Annotated in this window: 11 protein-coding genes; 8 read left to right on the top strand and 3 right to left on the bottom strand. The window is 70.3% G+C overall.

Annotation, left to right across the window (positions count from 1 at the left end; translation table 11 throughout):
- Nucleotides 1-42: 42 nt before the first annotated feature.
- Both AB0N89_RS29820 and AB0N89_RS29815 read left to right on the top strand, forming a co-directional pair.
- Complete coding sequence (locus AB0N89_RS29820; protein WP_364211104.1) at nt 43-3,438, top strand: TM0106 family RecB-like putative nuclease; 3,396 nt, start codon at nt 43-45, stop codon at nt 3,436-3,438.
- Nucleotides 3,435-3,731 (top strand): hypothetical protein, encoded by a 297-nt coding sequence (locus AB0N89_RS29815; RefSeq protein ID WP_364211102.1) that lies wholly within the window; start codon nt 3,435-3,437, stop codon nt 3,729-3,731. Before AB0N89_RS29820 ends, AB0N89_RS29815 begins: the two co-directional genes overlap by 4 nt.
- 1 nt (nt 3,732) lies before the next feature.
- Here the strand turns inward: AB0N89_RS29815 and AB0N89_RS29810 are convergent, their stop codons facing one another.
- Nucleotides 3,733-6,816, bottom strand: coding sequence for a BTAD domain-containing putative transcriptional regulator (locus AB0N89_RS29810; protein ID WP_364211099.1), 3,084 nt, complete (start codon nt 6,814-6,816; stop codon nt 3,733-3,735).
- Nucleotides 6,817-6,932: 116 nt separating this feature from the next.
- On the opposite strand from AB0N89_RS29810, the gene AB0N89_RS29805 reads away from it, so the two are divergent.
- The 5 genes from AB0N89_RS29805 (at nt 6,933) to AB0N89_RS29785 (ending at nt 11,539) form a co-directional block, all read left to right on the top strand.
- Nucleotides 6,933-7,802, top strand: coding sequence for an alpha/beta hydrolase (locus AB0N89_RS29805; protein ID WP_364211096.1), 870 nt, complete (start codon nt 6,933-6,935; stop codon nt 7,800-7,802).
- 202 nt (nt 7,803-8,004) lie between these two features.
- A complete protein-coding gene (locus tag AB0N89_RS29800) occupies nt 8,005-8,514 on the top strand; it encodes a hypothetical protein (RefSeq protein ID WP_364211093.1) in 510 nt (169 codons plus the stop codon).
- A gap of 144 nt (nt 8,515-8,658) precedes the next feature.
- On the top strand, nt 8,659-9,348 hold the full coding sequence (locus AB0N89_RS29795; protein WP_364211090.1) for a sigma-70 family RNA polymerase sigma factor: 690 nt from the start codon (nt 8,659-8,661) through the stop codon (nt 9,346-9,348).
- A gap of 95 nt (nt 9,349-9,443) precedes the next feature.
- Entirely contained in the window at nt 9,444-10,214 is a 771-nt protein-coding gene (locus AB0N89_RS29790; RefSeq protein WP_364211087.1) for a hypothetical protein, read from the top strand.
- A 146-nt stretch (nt 10,215-10,360) separates the two neighbouring features.
- Entirely contained in the window at nt 10,361-11,539 is a 1,179-nt protein-coding gene (locus tag AB0N89_RS29785; protein ID WP_364211084.1) for a helix-turn-helix domain-containing protein, read from the top strand.
- Here the strand turns inward: AB0N89_RS29785 and AB0N89_RS29780 are convergent.
- Entirely contained in the window at nt 11,536-11,919 is a 384-nt protein-coding gene (locus AB0N89_RS29780; RefSeq protein WP_364211082.1) for a hypothetical protein, read from the bottom strand. The two genes, AB0N89_RS29785 and AB0N89_RS29780, sit on opposite strands and share 4 nt — an antisense overlap.
- Before the next feature lie 237 nt (nt 11,920-12,156).
- Between AB0N89_RS29780 and AB0N89_RS29775 the strand changes: the two genes are divergently transcribed.
- Nucleotides 12,157-13,191, top strand: coding sequence for a DUF3068 domain-containing protein (locus AB0N89_RS29775; protein ID WP_364211079.1), 1,035 nt, complete (start codon nt 12,157-12,159; stop codon nt 13,189-13,191).
- On the opposite strand, the gene AB0N89_RS29770 is transcribed toward AB0N89_RS29775, so the two are convergent.
- Nucleotides 13,188-13,883: a class I SAM-dependent methyltransferase gene (locus AB0N89_RS29770; RefSeq protein ID WP_364211168.1), complete on the bottom strand. Its 696-nt coding sequence runs from the start codon at nt 13,881-13,883 to the stop codon at nt 13,188-13,190. The genes AB0N89_RS29775 and AB0N89_RS29770 overlap by 4 nt on opposite strands.
- Between the last annotated feature and the right edge of the window lie 82 nt (nt 13,884-13,965).

Below are 13,965 nucleotides of genomic sequence, written 5' to 3'. Positions count from 1 at the left end.
CCGGGGACGCCCGCCGGAGCGTCCATGTAAGACTCCCGGGCGATGTACACCCCGTCCGATCTCGCCGACCTGCTCGAATGCGAGCACCGCAGCCTCCTGAACCAGGCGCTGGCCGCCGGCCTCCCGGGAGCACCTCGGCCGGGCTCCGGGCCGGATCAGCTGGCGGTCACGCACGGGCGCGCGCACGAGGCCGCGACACTGGACAAGCTGCGCGGCGAGCGGAGCGCCGTCGTCGAGATCGACGAACGAGACCCGGTCGTCGCCGCGAAGGCCACCGAAGAGGCGCTGCGGGCCGGAGCCCCGGTGATCTACCAGGCGGTCTTCCACGACGGCGAGTTCTCCGGCCGCGCCGACTTCCTGATGCGGGACGACGAAGGCCGCTACGAGGTCTACGACACGAAGCTGGCCAGGCACGCGAAGCCCGCCGCCGTGGTCCAGCTGACCGCGTACGCCGACGCCCTGCGCCGGGCGGGCTGGCCCGCCGGTCCGCAGATGCATCTGCTGCTGGGCGACCACAGCACCCGCTCGTTCCGCGTCGACGACTTCCTCCCGCTGGTGGACCGGCTCCGCGCCCGGTTGCGGGACCGGCCGCCGACCCTGCCGGTCCCGATCTGGGCCGACGAACGGCCCGCCTGCGGTGGCTGCTCCTTCTCCTCGCACTGCGCGACCGCTCGTGAGGCCGACCGCGACCTTTCCCTGGTCGCGGGGATGCGCGGCGACCAGCGGCGCAAGCTCGTGGCCGCGGGCCTCGGCACCATCGACGCGCTCGCGGAGGCCGCGCCGGAAGACCGGCCGCGGGACATCTCGACGACGTCGTTCACCACGCTGCGCGCCCAGGCCGCGATCCAGGTCCGGCAGGACGCCACCGGGCAGATCGCCTACGAGATCATCGATCCGGACGCGCTGGCCGAACTTCCGCCGCCCGCGCCCGGCGACGTCTTCTTCGACATGGAAGGCGACCCATACGCCTTAGCAGGCGAAGGACTCGAATACCTCTTCGGCGCGGTGACGGACGAGGACAGCACGAAGTTCACGCCGTTCTGGGCGCACAACCGTTCGCAGGAGAAGCGCGCCTTCGAGGAGTTCGTCGACTTCGCCACCGCCCGGCTCACCGAGCATCCCGGCTCGCACGTCTACCACTACGCCCCGTACGAGGTCACTGCGATCAAGCGGCTCGCCGCCGTGCACGGGACCCGTGAGGACGCCGTCGACCACCTGCTGCGCAGCGGCGGGCTGGTGGATCTGTATTCCGTGGTGCGCAAGGCACTCCGGGTCTCGCAGCGGTCGTACTCCATCAAGTACCTCGAACCGCTCTACATGCCCGAAGCCCGCGACGGCGACGTCAAGACGGCGGTTTCGAGCATCGAGGCCTACGAGGAGTACCTGACGCTCACCGCCTCCGGCGAGACCGAGCACGCGGCCGAAGTGCTGCGCGGGATCAGCGACTACAACGAATACGACTGCGTCTCCACGCTGCGGCTGTTCGAATTCCTCCACAAGATCCGCGTGGACGAAGGGATCGCGCTCGCCGAGCCGCCCGAAGAGTCCGATGTGGACGCTCTGCTCCGGCAGACCGAAGAGGACGAAGCCGCCCGGAAGCGTGCCGAACGCGCGGCGCAGCTGGCCGCGCTGGTCGATCCGCTGCTGGACAGGCTGCCCGACGATCCGGCCGAGTTCACCGGCGAGGACCGCGCCCGCGCACTGCTGGCCGCGTCCGTCGGTTACCACCGCCGCGAGACGAATCCGGCGTGGTGGGAGTACTTCCGCCAGCTCGCCGCCCCGCTCGGCGACCTGGAGACCGACAACGCCTGCACCGTCCCGGTGGCGATGGAGGCCGGGGAATGGGTGCCGCCTTCGGGCCGGGTCCGCAAGGCGAAGCGCACCCTGAGCCTCCGCTGCGATCCGGACCGGCCGCATCCCTTCGCCCCCGGCGACGACGTACGCCTGCGCTACGGCGCCGCCGCGCGGGACGCCAAGGTCGTCTCGGCCACCGCCGTCGAACTGACCCTCGAGGAGAGTTGCCCGCCCGACGAGACGACCGCCGACCGGCCGGTCGCGGTGCTGCCCGGAAGCCCGGTCCGGCCCTCCCCCAAGGACGACGCAGTCGCGGACCTCGCCCGGCTCGTCGTGGACGCGCTGCCGGTGCTGCCCGCTCATCCCGGCGTCGATCTGCTCCGCCGCACGACCCCTCGGCTTCGCGACGACAGGACGCTGCCGGAGCCCGGGACGGATCTGGTGACCACGGTGATCGAGGCCGTCGAAGCGCTCGACGGCTCCACGCTCGCCGTCCAGGGTCCGCCGGGCGCGGGCAAGACGTACCTGGCCGGCAGGCTGATCGCGAAGCTCGTCCGCGCGGGCAAGACGATCGCCGTCACCTCGACCAGCCACAAGGCCGTGGAGAACGTGCTGTCCGCCGCGCTGAAGAACGCGCCGGACCTGCCGTGCGCCAAACGCGCCAAGCGGACCCCGGATCCGGCCGCGCCCTGGGAGCAGCCGAAGACCAATCCCGCGCTGGTGAAATGGCGCGAAGAGCACGACACCGGCCATCTGGTCGGCGGTACCGCGTGGACGTTCGCGAACGCCGCGATCCGTGAGGAGCCGTTCGACCTGCTGATCATCGACGAGGCGGGCCAGTTCGCCCTCGCCGACGCGCTCGCGGTGTCGACGTGTGCCAAGAACCTCCTGCTGCTGGGCGATCCGCAGCAGTTGCCGCAGGTCGTGCAGGGCACGCATCCCGCGGGTGCCGAGGCTTCCGCGCTCGGGCATCTGATCGGCGAGGCGGACATCATCCCGGCCGAACTCGGCTACTTCCTCGACGAGACCCGCCGGATGCATCCGGCGGTCTGCGCGCCGGTCTCGCGGCTGTCCTACGCGGGCCGCCTGCACTCGCATCCCTCGGCGGCCGAGCGGGCGATCCACGGCGTCGAATCGGGCCTGTACCTCGCCGAGGTCGACCATCACGGCAACACGACGCGGTCGGTCGAGGAGGCCGAGGCGGTCACCGCCCTCGTGGCCGAGCTCCACGGGCGCGCCTGGACCGATCACGGCGATCCCCGGCCGCTGGGCGACGAGGACATCCTCGTCGTGGCGCCGTACAACCTGCAGGCCCGCGTGGTCGCGCGGGCACTGGACCAGGCCGGGTATCCCGGCGTGCGGGTGGGTACCGTGGACCGGTTCCAGGGACAGGAGGCGCCGGTGGTGATCACCACCATGACTTCGTCGTCGGCGGTCGATCTGCCGCGTGGCCTGGACTTCCTGCTCTCCCGCAACCGGCTGAACGTGGCGCTTTCGCGGGCGCAGGCGCTCGCGATCGTGGTCTGCTCGCCCCGGCTGGTCGAGGCCGACATCCGCACGGTCGACCAGATGCGCCTGGTTTCGGGCATGCTCGGGTTGATGACGGAAGCCGTGCCGTGGCACGCAGGACGGAGTGGACGATGACCGAGAACAGCCCGGACAAGAAGCCGGAGATCCTCGACGCCGAGATCGTCGAGGAGAGCCCGACGCCGCCGGTCGAGGTCCCGGAGCCGGATTACAGCGAATCCGGGGTGCCCTCGTTCGACCACGTGCGGGACCGGATCGAACAGCGCTACACGACGTCGCTGGGTTCGACCGAGCTCGCCGGTCTCGGCGGCAAGGAGGACGTGGCCTCGCTGGACAAGAAGATCGCCGACCGCGACAAGGCAGCCAAGGACAAACTGGCCGAGATCCGCCGCGCGATGCGGGAGCAGTGAGCTAACCCCAGTGCGGTGAACCGGCCTTCACCGCGACGGCCCGCGCCTTCCGGCGGTGCTCGGCAGCCGCTTCTCGCAGGCCGAGGGCGGTGGCCAGCTCGCCGAGGTAGTACGCGACCGGCCCGAGGGTCAGCATCCCGCTCCCGGCTCCCGCGATCTCGCCGCCGGCGGGCAGAAGCTCGGCGTACAGGCGTTCCATCGCCGCCCTGTCGCCGAGTTCGATCGCGACGACGGCGTGCAGGCAGGTGCGGGCCTCGTACAGCAGGTCCCGGGGCGAGTCCGGGATCGGGTGGACCGGACGGCACCAGCTTTCGTAAGCACCGTAACTACTTTCGCGTGCTTCGGGCGGCAAGCCTCGCTGGATCCGGTCGCAGAACAGGGCGAGCGCGAGGATCCCGTTGTCCACTCCGGACATCGACGTTCCGGCGAGACCCGCCGCCGCGGCGCGATAGGCGGCTTCCCCGCCGTCGCCGGTCATCGCGGCCCGCATCGCGTGATACCAGCGGGTGAACACGCCGACGAGCGGCAGGCCGTACTTCTCCCCGAGGTCGTCCGCGGCCGCGGCATGCCGGTCCGCGGCCGCGAAGTCCGCGAGCGCGCTCTTCGCTTGCACGAGCACGAGATGCCCGAGCACTTCGAAGGTCACCAGCCGGTGCCGCCGCGCGAGATCGACCAGCTCCTCGCCGATCCCGGCCCGTTGAGGCGCGAGCCCCGCACGGTCGAAGGACTGCAGGAACCGGGCGTTGAGCGCGAACGCCAGCAATGCCGGATCGTCGAGTCTCCGGGCGAGGTCCTCGGCTTCGCGGGCCGCCTCGCGAGCCCGGTGCCCGCCGGCGTTGCGTAGTTCGACGGCGAGCGTGGCCAGCAGACGGCACCGCTCGGTCTCACGTTCGGCGGGCAACGCGGCGAGCGTCCGCTCGACGGCGTGCGCGATCCGGGAGGCCAGCTCAGCGTCGTCGCTTTCGGTCCAGCTGGCGGGGACGTCGAAGGCGCCGATCACCCGCGCGGTCAGCAGCGGATCGTTCAGCTTCTCCGCCAGCTCCAGCGCTTCGGCCCGGTGCCGCCGGGACTGGCCGAGTCCGCCGGCCACGGCCGACGCCCGGGCCTTGCCCATGATCAGCTCCAGCCGCTTCTCCGGATCGGAGGCGCCGGACCGGTCGTACGCGGTGAGCGCGGCGTCCCAGAGTCTCGACGCTTCCGCTTGCGCGAAGCGGCTTTCCGCTCGTTCGGCGGCGGCTTGGGCGTAGCGCGCGGCGCGCTCGGCGTGTTCTTCGGACAAGAGGAAGTGATGAGCCAAGGCGTCGACATCGTCCGGGCGAAGGCTTTCCAGCGCTTCGGCGATCTTGCCGTGTTCGCGGGCGCGCCGCGACCGAGAGAGATCGTGGTAGAGCGTGTCCCGCACGAGGGCGTGCGCGAACCGGAACCGACGCGGCGCCCGTTCGGTCAGGAATCCCTGCCGGACAACGATTTCCACCGCGTCGAGCGCGGTTTCCCCGACCAGGGCCTCAAGAAGCTCCAGGTCGACGTCCGTCCCGATCACCGCCGCCCGGCGCACCACGCCGCGAGCGTCATCGGGTAACGCCTCCGCCCGGTGCCGGACGACGTCGCGGACCCCCGGCGGGACCGCGTCCAGCGCGGCCGGGCCCTCGGCGGCCAGCAGACGGGCGAGTTCGCGGACGAAGAAGGCGTTCCCGCCACTGCGCCGATGGATCACGGCGGCGGTTCCCGGATCGACGTCCTCCCCGGTCGTGACGCGGACCAGCCCGGCGACTTCGGTCTCGGGCAGCCCGCCGAGGTAGATCCGCGTCGGCTCGGCCCGCGCGGCCCGGCCGAGGAACTCCGTCAACCGATCGGGCGGGTCGGTGCCGCGGTAGGTCGCGACGATCAGCACCGGCTCGGTCAGCACCGCGGTCAGCAACGCCAACGTCTCCTCACCCGCCCAGTGCAGATCGTCGAGGACGAGAAGCAGCGGCGCGGCACCCGTCAGGTAGGAAGCGACGGCCCGATGCCACCGCCAGCGCGCGGTCACGGGATCTTCGGTGCCGGGGTCCGCCGTCGGCGCGGCGCCGTATCCGGCGTCGGCGAGCGTGGCCAGGATCCGGGTCCACGCGTAGGCGGGCGGCACGCCCTCGCCGTCGGGATCGCTCCCCCACGCCGTCGTCCACCCCCGCGCGGCGAGCCGAGCGGAGAACGCCTCCGCGAGCGCGGTCTTCCCGACCCCGGCGTCACCCGAGAGGAGCACCAGTCGTGACCCGGTCGCGGCTTCGTCGAGTTCCGCCAACTCCGCGTCGCGCCCGACCAGCGGCCGCTCGGCGATCTCCGGCACGGACGGCGTCAACCGAGGTGCTTGCGCCAGGATGTCGGCTTCCAGGTCCCGCAGGCCGGCGCCGGGATCGAGGCCGAGCTCCTCGGCGAGCCGTTCACGGGCGGTGCGCAGGACCGTCAGCGCGTCACCTTGCCGCCCCGATCGGTAGAGCGCGAGCGCCAGCAGCCGGGAACCGTTTTCCCGCAACGGATATTCACGCACTCGTGGTTCCAGTCCGGGAATCACCTCCGCGGCCCGCCCGAGTGAGAGGAGGGCTTCGGCGCGGAGTTCCCCCGCGAGCAGCCGGAGTTCGGTCAGCCGGGAGACCTCGCCGCGCGCCCAGCCCTCCTCGGCGAACTCGGCGTACGCGGGCCCGCGCCACAGCGCGAGCGCGATGTCCACTCGCGACAGCGCGGCGTCCGCGCGGCGGGCGTCGAGCAGCTCGCGGGCCGCGGTGACGGCGGCCTCGAAGTCCCAGGCGTCGACGGAGTCCGCGCGCAGGGCGTAACCGCGGGCAACCGTGACGAGCAGCCGTGCGGGCGCGCGGGGCGCGCGGTCCGGTTCCAGCGCGCGGCGCAGGGCGCCGACGAAGGTCTGGACGGCGCCGACAGCGCCCTCGGGCGGACGCTCCCACAGGTCGTCGACCAGGCGTTCCACCGGCACGACCCGGCCACGGGCGATCAGCAGCCTGGCCAGCACCGCCCGGTGCCGCGGGCCCTTGAGCCCGACGTCACCCCGCGCGTCCTCGGCCACGAGCGGGCCGAGCACCCCGAACCGCATCGCCACCTCCTTCACCGACGCTGATCATCGTGCCCCGGCCGCTCGTTCGTCGCTGACCGGGTGCTGATCGGCGCCGGGGACGCTGGCGTTCACCAGGAACGACCAGGAAGGTACTCATGCGTATCACCGGATTCGACTACCAGCGCGTGCCCGTGGCGGACGGCGTGTCACTCGACGTCGCCGTCGCCGGAAGCGGCAGCCCGATCGTGCTGCTGCACGGCTTCCCCGAGACCCACCTCATGTGGCGGCATGTCGCGGCGGATCTGGCGGCGGACCACACCGTTCTCTGCCCTGACCTGCGGGGGTACGGCGACAGCGACAAGCCGGCCGACACCGGCGAGACTTACTCGAAGCGTTCGATGGCGGCCGACGTCGTCGCCGTCGCGAAGGCCTTCGGCCACGACCGGTTCGCTCTCGCCGGGCACGACCGGGGCGCGCTGGTGGCGCTGCGGGCCGGGCTCGACCACGCGGACAAGGTGAGCCACCTCGCGATCCTCGACGTCCTGCCGACGCTGGACATGTGGGATGTCATGCACGGCACCAGCGCTGCTGTCGGCTTCCACCTCTACCTGATGGCGCAACCGCCCGGGCTGCCCGAGCAGCTGATCGCCGGAGCGCCCGACGCGTTCTTCGGTCACTTCCTCGACGCGTGGACACAGCGCGCCGACGCGATCCCCGACGAAGTCCGGGCCGCGTACCTGGAGGCCTCACGGAACGCGGTGACCTCGATCGTCGCGGACTACCGCGCGTCGGCAGGCATCGACGTCCAGCACGACAAGGCCGACCGTGCGGCGGGCAACCGGCTCGCCATGCCGCTCACCGTGCTCCAGCAGGACTGGGGCGCCGCGCTCGGCTACGACGCCGTCGCGCTCTGGCGGGAGTGGGCGACGGACCTCGACCACCGGACTGTCACGTCGGGCCACTTCATGGCCGAGGAATCACCGTCGGAGGTGGTGAAAGCCCTGCGGGACCTGCTGACGCGCTAGGCCGAAGGGGCCCTTCACCTCATGTGACGCGGGGAAGGGCCCTTCGCCGCGTCACATGCGGGGAAAGTCCCCTTCAGCCTCCCTCCGAAGTGAGCCGAACGGCGCAACCCTCGCGACCACCCGCGCCAATCCGACAGACCTTCGCGTTTAGCCCGCTTCCCACGGGGTATCGGTCCTCCGCACGACAGACGAGGGGCCCGACATGCAGACCACTGCCAAAACCACCACCAGGCGCGCGCACACCATCGCCCGCGATCTCCTTTCCCTCACCAGGGCGGGCGAGGCCGACCGGCTCGCCACCGCCTTGGTGTCCATCGCGTCGTCCCGCAGGCAGGGACAGGCGCTCGACGACGTCGTCGGCCGCCTGGTCGACACTTTCTCCTTGGCGGCCAAGGATCGCCGCCGTTCGCTGCGGATCCGTGAACCGTTCACGCTGCGCCTGCGGGACCCCGCTGGCCTGACGGTCCGGCCCGACAAACTCGACCCGGCGGTGGCCGCGATCGTGCGCGCCATCGCCGCCAGCGTCCGCGACGACCGGGCCACCTGCGCCGATCAGATCGGCGAGGCCTGCGACAACGCCGATCTCGGCCAGCGGATCCGGGTTCTGGCGCACTGCCTCGTCTGGACGTCGGATTTCCTCAGCACCGACACCACCGCCTATCCCCCGGTGCTGTCGTGCCTCAAGGGATCGCTGCCTCATCGTCCACAGTAGACATTGCGCGGTTCGGATGACTTCCCGCCGTACGTGTGGACATCCCTAGCGCGGCGGGGCAAGCTGGACCACCGCGCACGAAGTCCGAGTCCCCGATGACGGGCGCACCTTGGCGGCCAGTTCCCCCGACCCAGGAGCGCAGACTTGGACGAGGTAGCGCCTTCGACGGTACCCGCGGACTCCCGTGCCGACGCCACGGCGAGACGGCTGCCCAACCCGGACAGCAGACTCGTCCGGGCGGCCGTCGCCGGTGATCCGGACGCGATCCGCGAACTGGCCTGTTTCCTTTCCCCGCACGTGTTCCGATACTGCGCCGGCAGGCTCGGAAGTGCCGGAACGGGCGTATGCGACGCCCAGGACTGCGCGCAGGAGGTGCTGCAGGCGGTCCTGATCGCCTTGCCCCGCTACCGGTACCGTCCGGACCGGTTCCTCGCGTTCGTCCTCGGGATCGCGGGACACAAGGTGGCCGACCTCCACCGGCGCCGCTCCCGCGAGCCGGTCGCCTCCGTCCCCGAGGTGTGCGACAGCCTGAGCCTCTGGGCCCGCCGTGACCCGGACGAGATCGAACGGCTGGAGCACCGGATGCAGGCCGGGGTCCTGCTGTCCCGGTTGCCGATGCCGCACCGGCAGGTGCTCGCCCTCCGGTTCGTGTTCGACCTTTCGGCCGAGGAGACGGCCGAACACCTCGGCCTGCCCGGCGCCGGGGCGGTCCGCGCGGCCCAGTTCCGGGCGCTGGCGCGGCTGCGCGCCCTGCTCACCGAGCGGAACGCCCGTTACGCGAACGATGTCCCGATCATCGGGCACGCCCCCGAACCGGAGCTCGTCCCGGTATAGAACCGTCCACTTCGGACGATCGTTTTCTTGTACGGCGCTTGTACATCGGTCCTCCATCCTGTCCACCTAATCGGGGAAACCACTGGAGGACAGAAATGAAGATCCGATCCAGGATCGCCAGAGGGGCCGTGGGCACGATCGCGCTGGCCGGGGCGATCATGCTCGGCGGCGCGGGCGAGGCGCTCGCGGCGTCGGGCACGGTGAACACCGACTCCGGGGTGGCGGTGACCGTGCGGTCCAGCCCCAGCACCGGCGCGAGCTCGGTCGGCACGGTCGCGAGCGGCACCGCCGTCACGATCGACTGCCAGACGAACGGCTCGACGGTGACCGGGAAGTACGGCACCACCGACATCTGGGACTACGTGCCGTCGAAGGGCGGCTACATCAGCGACGCCTACGTCTACACCGGTTCGGACGGCCGGGTCGCCCCGGACTGCGCCGGCAGCACCCTCTCCTGCTCCACCGCGGGCACCGGCAACCCGAGGACCTGCGCCGAAGCCGTCGCGTGGGCGAAGGCGCACGTGCACACCAACAACGACCCGGACTACTACCGCTGGTGCGACCGGATCAACTCGTGGGCCTACGGCTGGACCGCCAGCGGCTCCGAGACGGCGTACGTCCACTGGACACAGATCCCCAGTTCGTACAAGCACCCCGGTGACACCCAGGTCCCCGCGGGCGGGCTCGCCTTCTTCAGCAACGGCGGGACCGGGCACACGATGATCTCGATCGGCGGCGGCAAGTTCCTGTCGAACGACATCCACGGCAAGGGCAGTTTCACCGAGACCACCATCTCGGAGATCAAGAGCGCCTGGAGCTACACCTATCTCGGCTGGTCGCAGCCGTGGTTCAAGATCAACCACTGATCGGGAACCAGTTCGGACGCCGCCGGGCGCAGGGGGTCCTCGTCCGTCGGCGTCCGTCCCGTTTGTCAGCCACGCTCAGCACCGGAAAGCGCCCTTTCGTCGCATCGTGATAAAAAGCGGCCGCTCCGTCGGGTTAGAGTTGACGGATGGGCACCGAAGCTCTCGCTACTCCCGCACCCCGGGAGCAGCGTGTGCTCATGCAGGAGATGCTCACCCGGCTGCCCGAGTTCAGCGACCGCCTCGCCCGGTTGCTCAGCGACGAGGACGAGTTCTACCACCAGGTGGACAGCACCGCGCCGGACGAGTTGCGCAAGGTCTGCCGGGCGAACCTCGAACGGGCGCTGACCGCGCTCGTCGAGGGACGGGGGCTCCCGCTCGACGCGGCCCGCAAGACCGGGCTGGCGCAGGCCAGGCGAGGTATCCCGCTGCCGTCCGTGCTCCGCGCGTTCCGGATCGGCGGGATCTTCGTCTACGAACGACTACTCGAACTGGCGGGTCCGGGATTCATCAACCCCGCGCGCACGGTAGAGATCAACTCCAACGTGTGGAAGACCATCGACCTCTACTCCGACGCGCTGACCACCGCGTACAGCGAGGTCGCCGCCGAACTCTCCCAGGAGAAACTCGCCCTGCTCGACGGCCTGCTGCAAGGCCGGTTCGCCACCCAGGCGGAGCTCGAGAACGCGGCGAAGGAACTCGACCTCCCGGCGGCGGGCACGTTCGTCGCCGTCGTGACCGAAGCCGTCGAGCCGGACGAACGCCCCGGCGTCGAAGCACTGCTCCGGGCGCGACGCTGGAAATCGGTCTGGCGGCCGGGTGCCGAGATCGGCCTGGTCGTGATCGACCGCGTCGAGGACGTCCGCAGGCTGCGCGACGTCCTGGGCACCGTGGGGCTGGCGGTGGGGATGAGCAGGCCGTTCAACGGATTCCTCGACGTGCCGGACGCGGTCCACCGGGCCCGGATCGCCCGCCGTTCGCTGGCCACCGGCGCCGCCGGGGTCGCCGTCTTCGGCGACTCCCCGGTCACCACGCTGGTCGCGAGCGCGCCGGAGATGTCTCGGGACGTCATGCGCTCGGTGCTGACCGGGCTCCTGGTGCTGCCCAAGCCCGAACGGCAGGTCCTGCTCGACACGCTGATCGCGTGGTTCGCCGGGCACGGCTCGGCGAAGGAAGCGGCGGACAGGCTGATCGTGCACCCGAACACGGTCCGGTACCGGCTGCGCCGCGTGCAGGAACTGACCCGGCGCGACCTGTCCGACCCGGTCGACGTCGGGGAGCTCTACGTCGCACTGGAAGCGGTCCGCCTGGCGGACGATCGGCCTTAGGACCGCCTGTCCGGCGTCATGTCGGCGTCGATGATCCTCGCGAGGTCCAGCAACGTGTGGCCGAGGCCGGGCCGCGCGGTGAGCCGCACCGCCAGCGTGCGGCCGCGCGCGGTCGTGGCGACCGGCAAGGTCACCTCGGGATTCGCGGACCTCGTCCACTGTGGACGGCGTCCGGCCGCGGACAGGACGATGTCGGGATGCGGCGACCGCCGTCCGGGACGCCACCGTGATCTCCTGGCGTCGAGGTCGCGGATCACGTTGCCGTGCAACGAAAGCAAGGCGGCCACATCGGCGACCGCGTCGCGGAGTTCGACGTCGGTGATGGAATCCGAGTAGGCGCCGATGTCCAGCGCGCGGGGATCGTTCGCGTCCTGCGGCACAGAGTTCCTTTCCACGCACCGGAAGTCGTCCGATAGTGGTCCCGCCCACGTTGTTCCCGGGAACAAACATGTTTGGCGGCCTGCGCCGAATGGCCGCTCCCGTACCGCCTTCCGGTCGCACGGCATTCCTGTGACCGCTGGTCACACCTTTGACGCTGACCGGCCCGCAAGCCACTATCTGGCGACCGATTACCGATGGGTAATGTGGCTGTTTCCGTGGTTTCACCAGGAGGACCGTTGCGACGAGCGTTGAGCCTGATCTTCTTGGCCCTAGGGGTGTTCGCCGTCGCCGGCGCGGTCTTGCTGCCGACCTACGTGAAACCCGAACTCGCCAAGGTGCCGCTGAACCAGGAATCGACGTCGGTCCTCGAAGGCACCGCGTCCAAGGTGCTCGCGGTGAAGACCGTGGACGGCAAGACCGTCACCGAGATCCGCGACGACGCCAAGCTGAAGGCGACCGCCCACGTGGTGGCGAACTTCGCGCCACCGGAGATGCAGGAGGGCACGGACGTCGCCGTGTGGCTGATGGCCGTCTCGGTCGTCGACACCGCCGACGACACCGTGGTCAGCGCGAGCAAGCGCCAGGTCTGCTTCGATCGCCGCACCGCCGAGGGCTACGTGCCGCCGGGCGGCGACCAGGAGTCGAAGTGCTCGGACAAGAGCAGCTTCGTCACCAAGCTCGAAGAGAAGGCCGAGAAGGAGAACGAGAAGCCCAAGGAGATCCAGGAGTACAAGCCGCAGCCCGGCCTGAACTTCAAGTTCCCCTTCGGCACCGAGCAGAAGGACTACCAGGTCTACGACGACAACACCGGCCGCGCGGTCCAGGCCCGGTTCAAGGGTGTCGACGAGATCAAGGGTGTCGAGGTCTACAAGTTCGTCCAGGAGATCCCCGACACGAAGATCTCCACGAAGAAGGTGCCCGGTTCGCTCATCGGCGCCGCCGGGGACTCGGTCGAGGCGGGCCAGTTCTACCAGGGCACCATCACCAGCTGGATCGAACCGGTGACCGGGATCCAGGTCAAACAGGAACAGCAGTCGCACCAGGAACTCCGGTCGGCCGCGAACCCCACGCCCACGGTGGTCTTCGACGGTAAGCTGGCCTTCACCGACGCGACCGTCGACGCGATGGTCAAGCAGGTCGACGAGAACAAGGGCAAGCTCGACTTCATCGGGAGCACCGGGCCGCTCGTGCTCGGGATCGTCGGCGCGGTCTTCCTCGCGCTCGGCGTCTTCCTCCTGGTGAAGCGACGCCCCACCCCTTCACGGCACTAACGCCTGCGCAGCACCATCACCAGATTCCACGACGCGACTTCCCGGACGCCGGGGACACGCACGATCCACTGGGCCCAGGAGGGGTGGTACCGCGGGTAGACCGCCTGGAGTCCGGCGAGCGGCGTGGCCTTCCCCCATCGGATGGCCGCGCCGGCCGAAAAGGCGAAAAGACTCTCGCCGAATTTGTTCTTCGGCTCCTTCCCATTCTTTTCGAGATAACGTCGCCGGGCGTAGGTGCCGCCAAGGAAATGCCACGGCGCCGTCTCGTGCCCGCCCCACGGTGAATACCAGGGGGTGAACGAGGCGAAAACCGTCCCGCCCGGTTTGGTCACGCGGCACATCTCGGCGAGCATGACCTCGGGTTCGGAAACGTGTTCGAGGACGTTCGACGAATAGCAGACGTCCACGGATCCGGTGCGCACCGGCAGTTCCGTGCCGCTGCCGCGGACCATGTTCTCCCCTGCCTCGCCGCGTGCCGTCAACTCCCCGACGTCGGGGTCTATACCCAGGTAGGCGGCGCCCGCGGCACGGAACGCGTCGGAGAAATAGCCGGGCCCGCCGCCGACGTCGACGATGGTTCGGCCGTTCAACGGAGTGTGCTGCGCCAATTGCCGGACGGAATCCTCGGCCAGCACGGAATAGAAGCCGTCCGGATCCGTCTGCTCGGTGAGAAAAGCCCGGAACAACGTCACCGATCTGCGCAAGTCGGCACGATGGGACGACGTTGCGGGGACCACCGATCGATTACCGACCATCGAACCATCGCTTTCCGGG

Source organism: Amycolatopsis sp. NPDC089917 (assembly GCF_040684635.1).
Classification (GTDB): domain Bacteria; phylum Actinomycetota; class Actinomycetes; order Mycobacteriales; family Pseudonocardiaceae; genus Amycolatopsis.
The sequence above is the reverse complement of the archived record's forward strand: the minus strand, read 5'-3'. Positions and strand labels throughout refer to the sequence as shown.